Raw genomic sequence first — 17,827 nt, 5'->3', positions numbered from 1 at the left:
CGGGTGTAACCGCGGCCCGCGTACAACTCTCTGCATGTTCTCCACACACCGTCGCGCCCTGGCCGGGCGCACGCTTCTTCCCGTATCCCTGCTGCTCACAGGCGTGTTGATCAGCGGCTGTTCCGGCGGGTCCGGCGCGGCCTCCGGCGGTGAGGCGTCCTCGGACTCCTCGCCGGCGGCGGACAGCGCGTTCGACCAGGCTCTGGCGTTCGCCGCGTGCATGCGCGCCGAGGGCGTACCCGCGTTCCCCGATCCTCAGCAGGCCGATGGCGGTGTCCGCATGGACGCGGGGGGCGTCGACACCGATTCACCCGAGTTCCAGGGCGCCATGGAGGCCTGTCGCGACAAGGCTCCGCAGGCCGAGGGCCAGGCACAGGGCGGCGAGCCGCTCGATCCGGCGAAGGTCGCCGCCTGGGCGAAGTGCATCCGTGAAAACGGCGTGCCGGACTTTCCGGACCCCAAGATCAACGGCGGCCAGATGGCGCTTGACTTCGGCGGCGCCGGCCTCAGCATGGCCGACCCCGCCTTCCAGCAGGCCCGCTCCGCCTGCCAGGACACATGGCCCGGCGGCGGCATGATGATTCAGGGCGGCGGGGGCCAGTGACCACGCACGACGAGACGCAGCACCCGCCCGCCGTCGTGGAGCCCGCCAAGGCCCCTGCGGTCACACAGAACGAGCGCCGGACACCGGCCCTCACTCAGGAGATGGCGCAGCAGGCGGTGACCGGGGAGGCGGGCCCGCCTCCGGCGGACCGGCGCGAGCGCCGCACCCGCCGTACGGCTCTGATCGTGGTGGTCGCTACCGCCGTGGCCGCCGCGGCGGGGCTCGCCGCCACGGGCGCGTTCAGCGGTGACGACGGTTCCGCGGCGCGGGCCGCCCCCGGCCGACCGGCCGCGACCGTGAAGGTCCAGCGGCTGACGCTGACCAGCACCGAGACCGTGGACGCCACCCTGGGCCACGGTGAGCCGGCCGCCGTCACCGACGCCTCCTCCGCCTCCGTCCCCTCCGCCGCCTCCGCGTCCGGGACGGGCGGGACGGGCGGCGACGGCCCGCCCGGCGCCGACGGCGAGTTCGTCACCTGGGTGCCCCGCGAGGGTGACACGCTCGGACGCGGCGACGCCGTATACCGGGTCAACGAGCGCGAGGTGCCCCTGCTGTACGGGTCGATCCCCTTCTACCGCACGCTGAAGCCCGGCAGCCAGGGCGCCGACGTGCGCTTGCTGGAGCGCAACCTCGCCGAGCTGGGCTACAGCGGCTTCACGGCGGACGACGAGTACACCTCGGGCACCGCCGCGGCGGTCGAGGAGTGGCAGGACGATCTGAACGCCGAGGAGACCGGAACCGTACGGCCCGGGGACGCGGTGGTCGCACCCGGGGCGCGGCGGGTCGCGGAGCTGAAAACCTCGCCCGGCGCGGTCGCCGGCGGCGAGGTGCTGACCTGGACGGGCACCGAGCGGATCGTCTCCATGGACCTGGACCCGCGGCACGAGGCTCTGGTGAAGGAGGGCTTGAGGGTCACGGTCCGGCTGCCGGACGGCGGCACCGTGGTGGGCGAGGTCACCGACATCGGCACCGTGGGCAACGACAACGCCGGTTCCGGTTCCGGGGCCGGGGCCGGCAGCGAGAGCCGGGGCGCGGACGAGGCGACCCTGCCGGTCCGGCTGAAGATCGGGGACCAGAAGAAGCTGGGCCGCTACCAGGCCGCGTCCGTCGACGTGATCCTGGAGGCCGGCAGCCGCGAGAACGTGCTCGCGGTGCCGGTCAACGCGCTGATGGCGCGCCCGGGCGGCGGCTACGCCGTGGAGGTCCCGGCGGCCGGCGGCGGCCAGGACATGGTGCCGGTGGAACTGGGGACGTTCGCCGGCGGACTGGTCGAAGTCAAGGGCCCGGGCATCAAGGAAGGCATGGACGTGGGGGTGCCCAAGTGACGTCCCGCATCATCGAACTGACGGAGGTCTCCCAGCGGTACGGGGAGGTCCTCGCGCTGGCCGGCACGAATCTGGTGATCGGGCGCGGTGAACTGGTCGCGATCGTCGGGCCGTCCGGGTCGGGGAAGTCGACCCTGCTCAACATCATGGGCACGCTGAGCCGCCCGACCTCCGGTCACGTCCGGGTCGACGGCCACGCGGTCCAGGAGCTGAGCGACCGCGAGCTGTCGGCGCTGCGCGCCGGCACGATCGGCTTCGTGTTCCAGCAGTTCCATCTCACCGCGGGCATCCCGGTACTGGAGAGCGTGGCGGACGGGCTGCTCTACAGCGGCACCCCGCGCGCCGGGCGCCGCCGGCTCGCCGAGGCTGCACTGCGCCGGGTCGGTCTCGGGCACCGGCTGCACCACGAGCCGCACCGGCTCTCCGGCGGGGAGAAGCAGCGGGTCGCGATCGCCCGCGCGGTGCTCGGTGATCCCCCGCTGCTCCTGGCCGACGAGCCGACCGGCGCGCTCGACTCCCGCTCCGGCACGGCCGTGCTGGAACTGCTGCATGAGCTGAACGGGGCCGGCACCACGGTCGTCGTGATCACGCACGACCGGGATGTCGCCGCGTCGCTGCCGCGCGAGGTACGGCTCAGGGACGGGCGGATCGAGCACGACTCGGCCGTCGGCGGACAGACGGCGGCCCTCGTCCCCGGGGCGCGGCCGTGACGGGGGCGCGTCGGCGCACGGCCGGCGCACGACCCCGCCCGGCCCGGATGAGTCCGGCCGATGTGCTGCGGGTGGGCGGGCACGGGCTGCGGGCCCGGCCGATGCGGGTGTTCCTGTCCGCGCTGGGCATCGCCATCGGCATCGCGGCGATGGTGGGCGTGGTGGGCATCTCCACCTCCAGCGCGGGGGACCTGGAGAGGCGGCTGAGCGCCCTGGGCACCAATCTGCTGTCCGTCACACCGGGGCCGTCGCTCAGCGGTGACGCCTCCCGTCTGCCCGGCGAGTCGGTGGACATGGTGGACAACCTCCCGGACGTGGAGTCGGTGACGGCGCTCGGCGAGGTCGACGCCAAGGTCTACCGCAACGACCACATCCCCGAGGCCGAGACCAGCGGTATCGCCGTCAAGGCGGCGAAGACCAACCTGCCCGGAACGACCGGCGCGAAGCTGGCCGACGGCCGCTGGCTGAACGCGGCCAATGACCGCTATCCGTCCGTGGTGCTCGGTCCCCGCGCCGCCGAACAGCTCGGGGTGCAGCGTGCCGGACCCGACATCCAGGTGTGGCTCGGCGAGCGCTGGTTCACCGTGATCGGGGTACTCGCGCCCAGCGAGCTGGTCCCTCAGCTGGACACCCAGGCGCTGGTCGGCTGGCCCTACGCGCAGGAGAACCTCGGATTCGACGGCTACCCGACGCAGATCCACGTACGAGTCGTGGAAGAACACGTCACCGAGGTGCAGGGCATCCTCGGGGCCACCGTCAACCCGCAGAAGCCCGACGAGGTGGCCGTCTCCCGGCCCTCCGACGCGCTCGCCGCCAAGGAGGCCACGGACGACACCCTGAGCGGACTGCTCCTGGGGCTCGGCGCCGTGGCGCTGCTGGTCGGCGGCGTCGGCGTGGCCAACACCATGGTCATCTCCGTGCTGGAGCGCCGCTCCGAGATCGGTCTGCGCCGGTCGCTGGGGGCCACACGGGGCCAGATCCGTAATCAGTTCCTGTGCGAGTCACAGCTGTTGTCCCTGCTCGGCGGTGTCGGCGGGGTGGCCCTGGGGATCGCGGTGACCGTCGCCTACGCCTCCTACCAGGGCTGGCCGTCGGTCATCCCGGTCTGGGCCATGGCCGGTGGGGTCGGCTCGACCCTGGTCATCGGCGCTCTGGCGGGCTTCTATCCGGCGGTGCGCGCGGCCCGTCTGCCGCCGACGGAGGCGCTGGCGACACCCTGATCACCCGTTGCCGCTGAAAGGGCGTTTTGTTCTGGTGGGGGTGTGTGGTAACTGGTGCGATGCCGGCTGCTTGGGGCGGACTCCGCTGCCGTGTGAGGATCCGCTCGTGGAGTGTGATGTGTGCGGACAGGCGATGTGGCGGTGGCTGGCCGGTGCCACCGACGGCCTGGGAAGAAGAGATCTCCGCCGGGCGGTGAGCATCAGCGTCGGCAAGAGCCCGCAGGCCGTGGCGGTCATCGTCGACTCCCAGAGCGTGAAGGCGTCCGGGCCGCACGGAGACGGCCTGCCGGGGCCGGGTCTCCGCACCTCGGTACCCGGGTGCGGTTCGCCGCGCCCGCGCCGGCCGCTGCCGGGAGCGAGCCTCCCGTTCCTCGGGAGGGCGGTCAGTAGATGGTGTGTCATCGGACTCACGGGATCGGCCGTTCCTCCCACGTGCGGGGAGGAACGGCCGGTGATGGGCCGATGTCCGGACCTATTGGATGCTGGGGTGGTCAGGTGCAGTTGATGAGGAGTGCGGTGGTGGCGGTACAGGTGCGGGATGCGCTGTCGTTGGCGGGGTTGGGGTCGGTGGGTGTGCTGGTGGTGCGGGTGGCGGTGACGGTGTAGGGGGTGCCGAGGCTGAGGACGGCGACGGGCACGGTGATCCGGTGGGTGGTGCCGGCGCCGGGGGCGAGGCCGGTGGTGGTGCAGGTGGCCTTGCCGGTGGTGAGGGTGCAGTCGGGGCTGGTCGCTCCGGTGGGGGTGGGCAGGTCCACGGTGACGGTGGCGGAGGCGAGAGTGCGGGGTCCGTGGTTGGTGAGGGTCACCGTGTAGTCGATGCGGCCGTTGAGCAGGCCGGGGCGGGGAGTGGCGGTCAGTTCCACGCCGACGTCGGCGGTGGGGCGTTCGGCGATCGCGATGTCGACGGGGGTCGTGCCCACGGGGATGCCGCTGGTGGTGTGGGTGGCGGTGTCGATCACGGAGACGGTGGCCGAGTTGCCGTTGGCGGCGTAGACCTGGCCGCCGTCCGGGGTGACGGCCACCCCCCTGGGGGTGTTTCCGGCGGCGGTGGTCGCGGACACGGTGTTCGTCGCGGTGTCGATCGTGGCGACGGTGGCGCCCTGGCCCCGGGAGACGTAGACGCGCGCACCGTCCGGGGACACGGCGACGTCGTACGGGCCATCGCTGAGAGGGACGTTGGCGGACACGGCGTTGGTGGCCGTGTTGATCACCACGACGGAGTTGGAGTAGGGACGGGTGACATAGGCGCGGCTGCCGTCGGGGGTGAAGGCGACGCCCTGGGGGAATCCGCCGACGTTGACGGTGGCGGTCACGGTGTTCGTCGCGGTGTCGATCACCGATACCGAGCGGGCGTTGTAGTTGGTGACGTAGGCGCGGCTGCCGTCCGGGGAGACGGCCACCTCCTGGGGGGCGCTGCCGACGGTGATGGTCGCGGTCACGGTGTTGGCAGCGGTGTCGATCACCGTCAGCCGTTGCAGGGCGCTGTTGACGACGTAGGCGCGGGTCCCGTCGGGCGAGACGGCGATGCCGTTGGCACCATTGCCGACGGGGATGGTTGCGGTGACCGTTCCCGTCGCGGTGTCGGTCACGGAGACGGAGCCGGCGTCCCCGTTGCTCACATAGAGGCGGGCCCCGTCCGGGGAGGCAGCCACGCCTTTGGGGCCATCGCCGACCGGGAAGGTGGACGTGACGGCGGCGGTGGCGGTGTCGATCACGGAGACCGTGTCGTCGCTGTAGTTCGTCACATAGGCGAGCGGCGCTTCAGCCGTGGTCCGTGCCGCGGGTGAGGCAGGGACGGAGTGCGCGGCCGGGGCCATGGCGGTCAGCGAGGCCACGGCCAGGCCACAGGAACCGGCGATCGCGAGGAATCGGCGGACGGACTGCTTCCAGGGCCGGACGGACGTGGTGGGCAGGCTCATACAGGTGCTCCTTTCCCATCGGGCCCCGGCGCAGGAGCACATGGCCATGCGGCCGGCCGGTGGCCCGTGTGGTGATGTTGTGGAAGTGGGTCAGACGGTGGCGCGGCGGGACATGAGCCGCACAGAGCGGAGGCCGGGGCGGTGGCCCGACCGGAGTGCACTCCGCCGGGTAGCGGGGGACCGTGACGGGAAGGGGTGTTGGTGTCGGCGGGATGTGCTGCCTCGTGCGGGCCGATCGTGTACGGAAAGGACTCGCGGCCGCGGACCGGGGGCGATGGTCTCGGGCGGGCCGCCGTCCATATGCCTTTGTCTTCCCGGGCAGTCGGCGCGGGCCGCCACCATCGGCAGTTCCGGCACGGCCGTCCGGGGAGCCGTTCCCGTGGTGACCCCGGCTACCGGGGCCCTCCGTCCCGCCCCGCACTCCGGCAACGTGCCACCGGCGCCCACTCCCTTCGCCATCGGCATGGCGCCCGGTGATAACTGTGGTGCCTCCCGCGCCGGTCCGATCACGGCCACCGGCATAACCATCCGAACGGATGATCATTGGGTCATATGTTCAATCTGTCGGCCTGCGCTGTTCCCACAAATCAACGGATGGAGGCGCCCAGGTGTCGTACCCGGACCCGTCCGGACGTCACCTCAAGACGTCCGCCGACCACCGAACACCCGCAGCTTCGTCGTGCTGCCCCGCCATTAGGTCGTGGAACGCTCCCTGTTGTGGATCAAGCGGGGGGCTAGGCGGCACTGACGCAACCACGAAGGCCGCCCCAGGCCAGCGGGACACTGATCACTTGGGCATCCATCACCTTGATGGAACATTCCTGCCCACGCGATCGCAGCTCGTTGGAACTTGACTAGCCCTGCTGGTTGCACTCGTGGGATGCGGTAGTGCCGGTGGTGATGCCGCGGCCTTGGGTGAAGTAGAGCGTGTGGAGGCAACCGGCCTCGGGGAACATCGGTACAGCGGTTGGCGCTGAGAATGATCATGGTCGGCTAGCACACCGGCTGCGGGCTCTGCTGGGGTTCGCGGAAAGATCGCCGGGTGGGTGCCGGGGCTGGCTACGGTCCGCTCGTGCCGGTGGAGTTTCTGACTGATGAGCAGGCCGAGGCGTACGGGAAGTTCGCCGAGGAGCCGACCCGCCCCGAGCTGGAGCGGTTCTTCTTCCTGGACGATGTCGACCGCGACCTGATCGCCCGGCGGCGCTCGACGTACCACCAGCTCGGCTTCGCGCTCCAGATGTGCACGGTGCGCTACATCGGCCGGTTCCTCCCGGATGACCCGCTGGATGCGCCGTAGCCGGTGGTCGAGCACTTGGCCGTGCAGCTGGGCATTGAGGATGCGTCGGTGGTGAAGCGGTACACCGAGCGGCCGAAGACGGCGTACGAGCACGCGTGGGAGATCCGGGACGCCTACGAGTACCACGAGTACGACGATGCGGAGTGGTCGCGGCGGTTCCGTACGTTCCTGCATGGGCGGGCGTGGACGCACGCCGAGGGCCCGAAGGCGCTGTTCGACCATGCGGTGGGCTGGCTGTGCCGTAACCGGGTGCTGCTGCCCGGGGTGTCGGTGCTGGCCCGGCAGGTGTCGGAGGTGCGGAAAGTCGCGGACAAGCGGCTGCACGCCACGGTTGCGAGCGCCGCCCGCCGCGCGGACCCGGCGCTGCCCGGGGATCTGGTGGCGACGCTGAAGACGCCGGAGGGCTCGCGGTTCTCGGAGCTGGAGCGGCTGCGCCGGCCGCCGACACGGACGACGGGCACGGCGTTCGCCCGTGCGCTGGAGCGGGTGGACGAGATCGGCGCGTACCGGCTCGGGCGGCTGAGACTGTCGCAGATCCCGCCGAACCGGATGGCGGCGCTGGCCCGGTACGCGCTGGGGTCGAAGGCGCCGCTGCTGGAGCGGGCGGCGGAGCCCAAGCGCACGGCGATGCTCACCGCGGTGATGCGGCACCTGGAGGCGAAGGCGATCGACGAGGCCCTGGACCTGTTCCAGGTCCTGATGGCCACCCGGCTGCTGAACACCGCGAAGCGCAAGACGGAGAAGGAGCGGCTGTCGACGCTGCCGCAGCTGGAGAAGGCGTCACGGGTGCTCGCGCGGGCGGCGAAGGTGCTGTTCGAGGAGCTGGAGCTGGTCGAGGAGCAGGAGGCGGACCTGGACGTGGCCGCGCTGTGGGCGGCGCTGGAGGAAGTCGCCCCGCGTGCCGCTGTGATGAGTGCGGCGGCCACCGTGGTGACCCTGGTGCCCGAGGACGAGAATTCGGCCGAGGTCGCCATGCGGGCCGCGCTCGCGACCCGGTACGCCACCGTGCGCCCGTTCCTCGCGTTGCTGGGCGAGTCGAAGGCGCTGGACGCGGCGAGCGCCGGGAAGCGGGTCCTGGCCGGGGTGCGTGGCCTTCCGGCGCTGGCGCGGCGGAAGGTGGGCGTCAAGCCGCTGCTGCCGCGCGAGGTGGACGACAAGCTCGTGCCGCCTGCGTGGCGCAAGGCGGTGTACGCCAACCCGGACCTGCCGCAGGGCGCGGTGGACCGGGACGCGTACGTGGTGTGCGTGCTGGAGCAGCTGCACCGGGCCCTGAACAACCGCGACGTCTTCGCCTCGCCCTCGCACCGCTGGTCCAACCCGCGCGCCCGCCTGCTGGACGGGCCCGACTGGGACGCGGTCGAGGAGGACGTCCTGGCGGCCCTGAGCCTGGACATGCCCGTCACCGAGCACTTGGCAGAGCTGGTGCGCGGCCTGGACGCCGGATGGAAGCAGCTCGCGACACGGCTTCAGGAGGCGGGGCCGGCGGCGACGGTCTCCATCGAGCTCCAGGACGACGGGCGGGTGAAGCTGAACGTCGACAAACTCGGCGCGCTCGGCGAGCCGAAGTCCCTGACCTGGCTGCGCCAGCGGGTCGAGAAGATGCTCCCGAAGATCGACCTGCCGGACCTGCTGTTCGAGGTGAACGCCTGGACCGGGTTCCTGGACGCCTTCGTGCACCTCGGCGACGGCACCACCCGGATGAAGGACCTGCCCGCCTCGGTGGTCGCGCTGCTGGTCTCCGAGGCGTGCAACATCGGCCTGGCCCCGGTGGTCAACCCCGGCTACGAGGCCCTGACCCGGGCCCGGCTCGTGCACGTCGACCAGTACTACCTGCGCGCCGACACCATCGCCGCCGCGAACGCAGCTCTCATCGCCGCCCAGGCCGGCATCCCAATCGTGCGCTACTGGGGCGACGGGCTGCTCGCCTCCGTGGACGGGCTGCGCTTCCAGGTACCGGTGCGCACCATCAACGCCGCCCCGTCGCCGAAGTACTTCGGGTTCAAGCGCGGCATCACCTGGCTCAACGCCGTCAACGACCAGGTCGCGGGCATCGGGCAGATGGTCGTACCCGGCACCCCGCGCGACTCCCTGCACATCCTGGACGCCCTGCTGAACCTGGACGGCGGGGTGAAGCCGGAGATGGTGGCGACCGACAACGCCTCGTACTCCGACACGGTGTTCGGCCTGTTCAAGATCCTCGGCTACAACTTCAGCCCCCGGTTCCGCGACCTGGACGACCAGCGGTTCTGGCGGGCCACCATGCCCGGCGTCGAAACCGGCACCTACGGCGCGGGGGAGGACCTGGCCCGCAACCGGGTGAACCTGAACAAGGTGATCACGCACTGGCCGGACATGCTGAAGGTCGCCGGTTCCCTGGTCACCAACCAGGTCCGCGCCTACGACCTGCTGCGCATGTTCGGCCGCGACGGCCGCCCGACCCCGCTCGGGGCGGCGTTCGCGGAGTACGGGCGGATCGCCAAGACCGAGCACCTGCTGCGGGTGGTCGACCCGGTGGACGACACCTACCGCCGCCAGATGAACCGGCAGCTCACCGTGCAGGAGTCCCGTCACAAGCTGGCGAGGGACGTGTGCCACGGCAAGCGCGGCACGATCCACCAGGCGTACCGCGACGGCATGGAGGACCAGCTCGGTGCGCTCGGCCTGGTCCTCAACGCCATCGTGCTGTGGACGACGAAGTACATCGACGCCGCCGTCACCCAGCTCCGCGCCGAGGGCCACGAGATCCGCGACGAGGACATCGCCCGCCTGTCCCCGCTCAAGCACCGCAACCTGAACCTGCTCGGCCGCTACAGCTTCACCGCCTCCACCCCCGCCGCCGGCGCCCTGCGCCCGCTGCGCGACCCGGACACGCCCGAGCTGGACGAGGACGACGACGGGAGCAGTCAGGAGTGACGAGCAGGACCTGGCCGACGGCGCACGGCGCGCGGCCTCCGACTCAAAGCGCCTGCGGGGCGCCGTGTCGCAGGCCGTCGAAGAGGAGGGCGGTGATCTGCCGGGCCTCTACCAGCCAGCCCTCCGTGGCGCGCATTCCGCAGATGCCGCCCAGGGCACGCAACAGAGTGGGCCCTGTGACGTCGTCGCGGACGGTGCCAGCCGCGCTGCCGGCTTCGAGTAGCAGAGAGAGGGCGCCGGCCATCCGCGTACGGGCGTCGTCGAAGACCGGTGAGTCCGTCGCCATGATGCTTTCCAGCACACCGGACATCCCCTTGCCCACCGCCGCGTGGTCCACGAGCAGCAGCAGGAAGCGCCGCAGCGCCTCCTCCGGAGCGTGTTGGTCCAGCAGGACGCCGGGCGCGGTGCACAGGTCGTCGACCTCTTTGCGGTAGACCTCCTCGATCAGCGCGTCGCGGGTTTCGAAGTGGCGGTAGAGCGTTCCGACGGCGACGCCGGCGCTGCGGGCGATGTCCTCGACGTGCGCGTCGGTGTTGCCGCCGAGGAACGCCTGGCGGGCCGCAGACAGCAGTGCCTCGCGGTTGCGTCGCGCGTCGGCGCGCAGCGGGCGTGATGCCGACAAGAAAACCTCCATAAGGTGAGTCCGGTTCCGTTTACATGTACCGTTTCCGGAGTCAGGTTCATTTTACGGAGGAGAAACCCCATGGCCATCACGGACAACAGCCTCGACGGCCTTCGAGTACTGGTCACCGGCGGCAGCCGGGGCCTGGGCGCGGCGACCGTGCGCCGCTTCGTCGCCGCGGGCGCGACCGTGCTGACGGCCTCCCGCAGTCGGCCCGAGAAGGACAGCGGTGCCACATTCCTTGCGGCAGACCTCTCCACGCAGCAGGGTGTGGCCGAACTGGGCCGCCGGGTCGTCGACCAGGTGGGCGGTGTGGACGTGCTCGTGAACAACGCGGGCGCGGCGAGCGCCCCGGCGCCGACCCTGGGCCGGTCGGACGAATCCTGGCAGGCGGACCTGGAGATGAACCTCCTCAGCGCCGTGCGCCTGGACCGGGCCTTGGTGCCGGGAATGGTTGAGCGGGGCTCCGGCGTCGTCGTGCACGTCTCCTCGATTGCCAGCCAACTGCCTCAGCGCACCGAGGCGTCCTACGCCGCCGCTAAGGCCGCGCTCAACACCTACAGCCGTGAACTGGCAACCGAGGTCGGTGAGCATGGCGTGCGCGTGGTCTGTGTCCTTCCCGGCTTCGTCGTCACCGACGGCGCCACCGCCCATCTGAAGCGCATGGCCGAGAAGCAGGGCATGACCACTGAAGAGGTCACCCGGCGGATCGTGGACCACCTGAACGTCCCCATGGGCCGCCCCGGAGATCCCGAGGATGTCGCCGAGATGATCGCCTTCCTCGCCTCCGGCCGCGCGAAATGGCTCACCGGAGCGCAGTTCCGCGTCGACGGCGGCATCATCCCGACCGTCTGAGCAACCACCGACAGCACGAACAGGACACCCCATGCCCATCACCCTGGCCTCCGTGATCATCGACGCCGCCGACATCGAGAAGGAAAGCTCCTTCTGGCACCGGCTGCTCGGCGGCTCCCTCACCCCCACGCCGACGCACCACTTCGTTCAGGCTCCCGGCCTCCCGGTGATCGTGGTCCAGTCCGCCCCCGGACACACCGCCCCGAACTGGCCGGACGGCACCTCCCAGCAGATGCACCTCGACTTCGGCGTCGACGATCTCGCAACCGCCGACCGCACGGCCACCGACGCCGGCGCCACCCGACTGCGCCCCACCGACGAGATCACCGCGGAAACCCGCACCGGTAGCCGCGTCTACGCCAGCCCAGCCGGACACCCTTTCTGCCTGCGTACGGCCTGAGCCGGTCGCCGTCCACTGAGCCGCGCCTTTCGTCAAACGATCGTTTGACGACAGGCAGCCGGGGCGTCCAATGAACCCGCGCAATCCGGGGGTTCGAGGCGCCGCGAATCCAATCAGATCCGATGGTGATTGCTGACAGGGTTTGACGACAGATAGGGTCCGATCCTCCGTGCGGAAGGGGCCCAACGGTGGCGAACCTGGTCTACAAACGCGTCTCGACGGACCAGCAGTCCACCGCCCGGCAGGACCTCGTCCTGGCCGAGGCCGGGATCGAGGACCCGATCTTCTTCGAGGAGAACCCGGGCACCTCCAGCCGCCTCCACCCGCTCCAGCGCCCGCAGTTCGGCAAGCTGCTCACCTACGCGCGGCCGGGCGACACCGTGCACATCTCCGAGATGTTCCGCCTCGTGCGCGGCAACCAGCACATCCTCGACGTGCTCGACGTCCTGCACACGGGCCGCCTCGCTCTGCGCATCCACGACGGCGCGTTCTCCGCGATGGACCTCACCGCCCGCCACCCGCGCACCGGCGAACTGCTGTCCACCGTGAAGTTCATGGTGCAGACCCTCGCCGCCGCCGGCGAACTCCAACGCGACCTCCAGCGCGAGCTGACCTACGACGGACTGCGCGCCGCCGAAGCTAAGGGCGCGAAGGGCGGGCGCCGCCCCGCCGTGGCGGCCGCGAAGACCGCCAACGTGCGCACCGCGTACCTGGGAGGCCGCTCCATCGCCGCCCTCGCCCGTGACCACGACGTCAGCCGGGGTGCGATCCGCACAGCCGTCGCCGACCTCCTGCCCGACCACATCGCCGCCGCCGAAGAGGTTCCTTCGCCGGAGCTGCCGGTCACCCTCGACATGCCCGGCAAGGTCGCCGACTACCTCCGTACCACCGAGCTGGACCCCACCGAGCGGGCCGCACTCGACCAAGGTGTGACCGTACGGCGCGGCCAGGGCTACACCCTGCGCGTCAGCGCCGTCCCCGCCGTGCACCGCGGACTCCGCGCCCGTTGCCAGCCGTTCGATGGCGGCCATGGCGCCCCGGCGGTCGCCGCCCAGCGCAAGGCCCGTCGCGAGTACGAGAACCGGGTCAGCACGCTCACACCGGGGCCATGATCGTTCTCAGCGCCAACCGCTGTACCGATGTTCCCCGAGGCCGGCGACGGCGTCGATGGCCCGGACTCGATCACTGTTCTGGTGACCTTTGTCGGCGGGCCGGCCGACGGTCGGACTGAGCATCTGCCGCTGTCCAAGGCAAGACGGACCGGGGCGATCCTGTTCCCCGAAGGCGCCGCCGAGCGGGCTGCGGATGCTGTGGGCGGCGCAGCTTGGTCAGGTGCTCTCCTCCCGGTAGTTCATGAACCAGTGGGTGTCGAAATAGCAGGCCATCGTGTACGGGTGGCGCGGGTCGATGAGGACGCGGCAGACGAACTCCGCGGCTTGGCAGTCGAAGAGGAGGTCCTCGCCGTCGAAGGACCGGACCACAACAGGCCAACGGTCGGGGTCGTTCCCGTCGACCCTCCAGCAGTACAGGTTCTTGTGCTCAGTGCTCGCCCAGATGAGCAGTCCGCTCTCCCTGAGATGTGTCCACGGCTCTTGGTTCAGGTCCAGGAATCCGTCGAAGGCGCCCTCGCCGAACGTCTCGACCATGCGCTTGTAGTCGCTCGGCAGCGTGATGCCCAGGCGCGATTCCACCTCCGTCCAGTCCATGTCCGGCCGCTGGGCGGGCTGTGTCCAGCCGGTGATCCCTCTGAGCCGCTCCATCCAGTCGACGTCCTCGCCCTCGCCTAGGGCGGCCGCCAGAGGTTGTGGCAGCTCCCTGCGAGCGACCACCAGCACCGGACGCTCGGCCCCCTCGGTGTCCCGCGCCGTACCTGCCCCGACCCACTGATCCCCGTACGCCCACGCCCGAATCGTCACGGCCCGGTCCTCGAAGGGGACGAGGAGAGCCGCGCCCCTGGAGTCGTCGACCGTCGGATCGGTGAAGCCGTCCAGGACGAGCGTGCGCGGGGCGCCGTACCTGCTGTTGAGCAGGTCGGTCAGGTCCTGCGGGTCCAGGTTGCTGGGCAGGTACAAGCAGCCGTCCGGACCGAGTTGAGCCAGCAGGTCGTCGACGGTCCCTTGTGTGAGCTTCATGGCGGACAGTCAAGCGCACTGCACTGACAATGGACGTGCTCACAGACGTATCTGACGTTGATTCGCTGTGCGGGGCCAAGACCACCGTCAACCGCGCCATGACGCCCCAGGGGCTTGTGTCGTGTCCACCCTCATCACGGATGGAGCAACGCGGCTTCCGTTCTGTTGGCCCAGTGGCTCCCGTTCATCCTGCCGAAAACAGACGGGCCGACCGGATGAGGGTCACGGAGCTGACCAGCGACGACAACGTTGCCCAACAGGTGACCGTGGACCTGCTGCGCAGGCCGACGGTGGCCCGGAAGGTGGTGGGGGACGATATCCGGACTACGACTTGGTGGCGTGAGGCCGCGAAATTTACGGGTGCAGCGAAGGAAGGCGTCCATGCACACTGAGCGGATGGGTGGTGACGATTTCTGATGGCAGCAGGAGAAGGCTCTGCGGCAGGTGGCGGCCCTGTCGCTCTGGCGTCCACTCGATTCGCGGCTGCGGCTGACGATGAACTTCCATCCCGACCGATTGGTGGGCGAGCGTCCAACCCTTCTCGCGGAAGACGGCGTCTACCGCTCACAGTTCGTGACTGGCACCAGCAACGGCGGTCTGACCGTGTATCCGGGTGGGGACCGGTCGTACTTCGTACTGCGCGGGTCCCGGAACCGATGATGTGTGGCGGTCGGACTCATCGGACCAGTATGCGAGCCATGCACCAAAGGCTCCTTCGGGTTCGGGTGGCCCGTGGGATCTCACCCACGGGCCACCCGACCGTCGTCAGGGGGAGATGTAGTCCCCCCAGCCGAAAGTGGCAACGTAAGCCCGCCGGAGTGCATCCTTGCCACGTCCACCGCGGTGGCGAATGACTGCCAGCGCGAGGACAAACCATGTAGCGAAGCACCCCGATACGATCAAGGTCCAGCGAGGGCCTGGGGAACTGGCGATGCCGACCAGGACAATAACCGTCATGAGCAGTCCAATGTGGGCACCACCAACGTCTGCGCGTAGTGCTTGCCGTATGGCCTGACGGTCAGCACGGAGATCTTGCGTGTACCGGTCCGATGATGCTCCGGCGTCGTTGTCGGACTTGCTGTCATGTGTCATGAGATCCACTCGTCGAAGTCACTTCAGCCCACGCCACGAGCAGATTACGACGCCTTCCCACCGGTGTCGGCATGGCTTCCTCGCCGCGGTTCGCCCCTCTTCCTGGGTGGCAAGGACCTCGCCGACGTCATGCCGGGAAGCCGGTCGGCGGTTCCTCGAACCTGGCGGTCGACCGGGACCTGGGTGCTTCGGCTTCGGTGCACAAGCCGGGGAGCCGGCCTTCGCACGCAGGTTTCTGGACTCCCTGCGGACGCGGGCCAGTTGTGATGTCTCATGATGTTGGTTCCATGAACTCCTCGAACGTGAGCTGCTGCGGGAGCGTGTCGAGTGGTTCCGGCGGCTGGTCGAAGGTGACGTGATTGTCGGCCGCTCTCGCCGCGCGCGCCAGCGGGCGTACGACTTGGCAGGAGACGGCAGGAGATCGCGGCCTTCGCCGCGACGTGCGCGATCGGACGCCCGGCATCCACGCGCTCACATAACCGGCGACGTCCTTCCAGCGTCGGCAGGGCGTTGGGATGTCCCGTCATATCGGCCCATCGAGGTATCAGCTGCTGTGAGTGCCTATCAAGGGGCGTCATGAGGCGTCATTTCACGCGCGTTGGACGGCAATCAAGCACAGCCTCTTGGTGGCACGCGTGAGAGCGACGTACAGGTCACGTTCGCCGCTGGGGCGAGCCTCGATGATCTCCTGCGGGCCGACGACAACGCTCGCGTCGAACTCCAGGCCGCGGGCCTCGGATGCCGGCATGAGCCGCGCCCACTGTGTGACGCCGGCCGACGCCATGTCGTCGAGCCGGGCATCCGCGCAGATCACGACGAGCAGGTCGCCCGGATGTGCTGCGGCCTGGGCCCGGAGCTCCCCGGCCACGGTGGCGGCGAGTGTGTGCGGATGTGCGGTGAGGCTGCGGGGAGGCTCGCCGTGGCGGATGGACCGGCTCGGCTTCTGGCCGGGGGCGATCCGGGCGAGTAGGTCGCGGGTGGTGGCCAAGATCTCCTGGGTCGTACGGTAGCTGACGGTCAGGGTGTGCAGGGTGAACCGGGTGCCGAGATGCGGGCCCAGCGCCTGGGACCAGTCGCTCGCCGCCGTCGCCGGGCCCGCCTGGGCGAAGTCGCCCACCAGCGTCATCGACCTGGCCGGGCACCGGCGCAGCACCATCCGCCACTGCATGGCGGTCAGCTCCTGGGCCTCGTCGACGACGACGTGCCCGAACGTCCGCTCCGGCGGCCCGTCCACCAGGTTCGCCGCCTCGTCCAACAGCGCCACATCGGCATCGGTCCACGGAGCGTCAGCAGAGCGCAGCAGCCGGGAGCGCTCGTCATCGGTGAGTGAGGGCAGACGCGTGGCCAGGGTGCGGGTGTCCGTCAGCAGGGCCCGTACGACCGTCTCGGGCGTCAGCCGTGGCCAGAGGGACTCCACCGCACCCTCGGCGTGGGCGTCGCCCATGAGGCTCGCGCGCAGCGCGTCCGCATCAAACATCTCGGCCGGGTCGTCGGCCGGCGCTCCATCGAAGCCGAGAGCTTGCAGGTCGGCCTCGGCCGCGGCATCGAGGTCGAGGCTCGTGCTCATAGCGATCTCGGTGTCGATGTGTGCGAGGGCCTCGGCGGTGCCACGCTCCAGCGTGCTCGTGACCGTGCCGATCAGGTGCTCCTTGAACACCTCCCGCGCACGGTTGTGCGCCAGGCCGCTCGCCACCGCGGCCTCTCGCGCCGCCGCGACATCCACCCTCGTCAGACGGATCCACTCCTGCCCCACACGTACCGCGAACCCGGCGTCCGGAGGCGCCTGTTGGGCGTGCACCAGGCCTTCCAGCGCCTCGGCCATGGCGAAGCCGCCCTTGAGCCGTGCGACATCGGACGGCTCCACAGTGGCGGGCACCACTCCGGCCAGCTCCCCGCACGTCGCCAGGTCCACGTCGTTCTCCCCGAGCGAGGGGAGGACACGGGAGACGTAGTCGAGGAACCGCGCGTTCGGTCCGAGCACCAGGACACCGCGTTCGGCGGCGCGCGGGAACGCGTACAGCACATACGCCGCCCGGTGCAGCGCGACGACGGTCTTGCCCGTGCCCGGTCCGCCCTGCACTACCGTCACCCCCCGATGCGGGGAGCGGACGATCGCGTCCTGCTCCGCCTGCAGCGTCGCCACCGCCGCACGCATCCGTCCCGTGCGCTGCGCCTCCAGCGCCTCCGTCAGCGGACCGTTGTCGACGATGTCACCGGCCGCGGGTGCGGATCCGTCCAACAGCTCGTCGCTCACCGCGCGCACAGCGCGCCCCTCCACCCGCAAGTGACGGCGTCGCCGCAGTCCCATCGGGTGGACGGCCGTCCCTGCGTAGAAGGGCCGCGCCGCTTCCGCCCGCCAGTCGACGAGCAGCGGCAGGTCCCGGTCGTCCAGGTACAGGCCGAGCCGTCCAATGCGCAGGACTGTGCCGTCCGCGCCGTCGATCCGGCCGAACGCCAGCCCCTCCTCGGCCCCCACGAGCCGGTGGACCTGCCGTGCCAGACGCTCTGCGGCGACATCACGTGCGTACACCTCGCCCGCACTGTCGGCCGGCGACTTCAGTACGCCGTCCAGCTGGGCCCGTGCATCCGCGACTCGCTCGTCGAGCAGCCCGTACATGGCGGATACGTGGGCCTGCTCCGCCTCGACTTGCCCAACGGCATCTTGGTTGAACTGCGGCAAAGCCGTACTCCTCTCGACTCGGCCCTCCACTATGCAGATGAATTTCCATGAAAGTAAG

12 protein-coding genes and 2 pseudogenes are annotated in these 17,827 nt (G+C 70.4%); 10 read left to right on the top strand and 4 right to left on the bottom strand.

The window, feature by feature from the left end:
• The first annotated feature begins 34 nt into the window (after nucleotides 1–34).
• The 4 genes from M1203_RS23465 to M1203_RS23450 are packed head-to-tail and all read left to right on the top strand — an operon-like array spanning nucleotide 35 to nucleotide 3,859.
• Complete coding sequence (locus tag M1203_RS23465; RefSeq protein WP_249951759.1) at nucleotides 35–604, top strand: hypothetical protein; 570 nt, start codon at nucleotides 35–37, stop codon at nucleotides 602–604.
• A complete protein-coding gene (locus tag M1203_RS23460) occupies nucleotides 601–1,929 on the top strand; it encodes a peptidoglycan-binding domain-containing protein (RefSeq protein WP_249951758.1) in 1,329 nt (442 codons plus the stop codon). Before M1203_RS23465 ends, M1203_RS23460 begins: the two co-directional genes overlap by 4 nt.
• Nucleotides 1,926–2,639: an ABC transporter ATP-binding protein gene (locus M1203_RS23455; protein WP_249951757.1), complete on the top strand. Its 714-nt coding sequence runs from the start codon at nucleotides 1,926–1,928 to the stop codon at nucleotides 2,637–2,639. The genes M1203_RS23460 and M1203_RS23455 overlap by 4 nt, the downstream gene beginning before the upstream one ends.
• A gap of 47 nt (nucleotides 2,640–2,686) precedes the next feature.
• Nucleotides 2,687–3,859: an ABC transporter permease gene (locus M1203_RS23450; protein WP_249951756.1), complete on the top strand. Its 1,173-nt coding sequence runs from the start codon at nucleotides 2,687–2,689 to the stop codon at nucleotides 3,857–3,859.
• A 491-nt stretch (nucleotides 3,860–4,350) separates the two neighbouring features.
• Here the strand turns inward: M1203_RS23450 and M1203_RS23445 are convergent, their stop codons facing one another.
• On the bottom strand, nucleotides 4,351–5,778 hold the full coding sequence (locus M1203_RS23445) for a beta-propeller fold lactonase family protein (protein WP_249951755.1): 1,428 nt from the start codon (nucleotides 5,776–5,778) through the stop codon (nucleotides 4,351–4,353).
• Between the two features lie 1,072 nt (nucleotides 5,779–6,850).
• Here M1203_RS23445 and M1203_RS23440 point away from each other — a divergent pair.
• Nucleotides 6,851–9,988, top strand: a pseudogene (locus M1203_RS23440) (Tn3 family transposase).
• 43 nt (nucleotides 9,989–10,031) lie between these two features.
• Here the strand turns inward: M1203_RS23440 and M1203_RS23435 are convergent.
• Nucleotides 10,032–10,610 (bottom strand): TetR/AcrR family transcriptional regulator, encoded by a 579-nt coding sequence (locus M1203_RS23435; RefSeq protein ID WP_249951754.1) that lies wholly within the window; start codon nucleotides 10,608–10,610, stop codon nucleotides 10,032–10,034.
• A gap of 81 nt (nucleotides 10,611–10,691) precedes the next feature.
• Here M1203_RS23435 and M1203_RS23430 point away from each other — a divergent pair, with 81 nt between their 5' ends.
• The 3 genes from M1203_RS23430 (at nucleotide 10,692) to M1203_RS23420 (ending at nucleotide 12,977) form a co-directional block, all read left to right on the top strand.
• Entirely contained in the window at nucleotides 10,692–11,465 is a 774-nt protein-coding gene (locus M1203_RS23430; protein WP_249951753.1) for an oxidoreductase, read from the top strand.
• A gap of 31 nt (nucleotides 11,466–11,496) precedes the next feature.
• Nucleotides 11,497–11,865 (top strand): VOC family protein, encoded by a 369-nt coding sequence (locus M1203_RS23425; protein ID WP_249951752.1) that lies wholly within the window; start codon nucleotides 11,497–11,499, stop codon nucleotides 11,863–11,865.
• A gap of 188 nt (nucleotides 11,866–12,053) precedes the next feature.
• Nucleotides 12,054–12,977 (top strand): recombinase family protein, encoded by a 924-nt coding sequence (locus M1203_RS23420; RefSeq protein ID WP_249951751.1) that lies wholly within the window; start codon nucleotides 12,054–12,056, stop codon nucleotides 12,975–12,977.
• 216 nt (nucleotides 12,978–13,193) lie between these two features.
• Here M1203_RS23420 and M1203_RS23415 read toward each other — a convergent pair whose 3' ends face one another.
• Nucleotides 13,194–13,997: an SMI1/KNR4 family protein gene (locus tag M1203_RS23415; RefSeq protein ID WP_249951750.1), complete on the bottom strand. Its 804-nt coding sequence runs from the start codon at nucleotides 13,995–13,997 to the stop codon at nucleotides 13,194–13,196.
• Between the two features lie 29 nt (nucleotides 13,998–14,026).
• Here M1203_RS23415 and M1203_RS39055 point away from each other — a divergent pair, with 29 nt between their 5' ends.
• Nucleotides 14,027–14,389, top strand: a complete 363-nt coding sequence (locus M1203_RS39055; RefSeq protein ID WP_308404897.1) for a DUF6192 family protein — start codon at nucleotides 14,027–14,029, stop codon at nucleotides 14,387–14,389.
• A 103-nt stretch (nucleotides 14,390–14,492) separates the two neighbouring features.
• A pseudogene (locus M1203_RS23405) lies at nucleotides 14,493–14,621 on the top strand (DUF3626 domain-containing protein); the annotation flags it as partial.
• 1,057 nt (nucleotides 14,622–15,678) lie between these two features.
• Here the strand turns inward: M1203_RS23405 and M1203_RS23395 are convergent.
• Nucleotides 15,679–17,769 (bottom strand): ATP-dependent DNA helicase, encoded by a 2,091-nt coding sequence (locus M1203_RS23395; protein WP_374403737.1) that lies wholly within the window; start codon nucleotides 17,767–17,769, stop codon nucleotides 15,679–15,681.
• Nucleotides 17,770–17,827: the final 58 nt, after the last annotated feature.

This window comes from Streptomyces sp. 35G-GA-8, from assembly GCF_023534745.1.
Lineage (GTDB): Bacteria > Actinomycetota > Actinomycetes > Streptomycetales > Streptomycetaceae > Streptomyces.
This window is presented reverse-complemented; position numbering and strand designations above follow the sequence as displayed.

Coding starts and splice junctions, on each gene's coding strand:
- M1203_RS39055 (WP_308404897.1), top strand. CDS start 14,027: ATGGACGTGCTCACAGACGTATCTGACGTTGATTCGCTGTGCGGGGCC.
- M1203_RS23465 (WP_249951759.1), top strand. CDS start 35: ATGTTCTCCACACACCGTCGCGCCCTGGCCGGGCGCACGCTTCTTCCC.
- M1203_RS23445 (WP_249951755.1), bottom strand. CDS start 5,778: ATGAGCCTGCCCACCACGTCCGTCCGGCCCTGGAAGCAGTCCGTCCGC.
- M1203_RS23450 (WP_249951756.1), top strand. CDS start 2,687: ATGAGTCCGGCCGATGTGCTGCGGGTGGGCGGGCACGGGCTGCGGGCC.
- M1203_RS23425 (WP_249951752.1), top strand. CDS start 11,497: ATGCCCATCACCCTGGCCTCCGTGATCATCGACGCCGCCGACATCGAG.
- M1203_RS23415 (WP_249951750.1), bottom strand. CDS start 13,997: ATGAAGCTCACACAAGGGACCGTCGACGACCTGCTGGCTCAACTCGGT.
- M1203_RS23430 (WP_249951753.1), top strand. CDS start 10,692: ATGGCCATCACGGACAACAGCCTCGACGGCCTTCGAGTACTGGTCACC.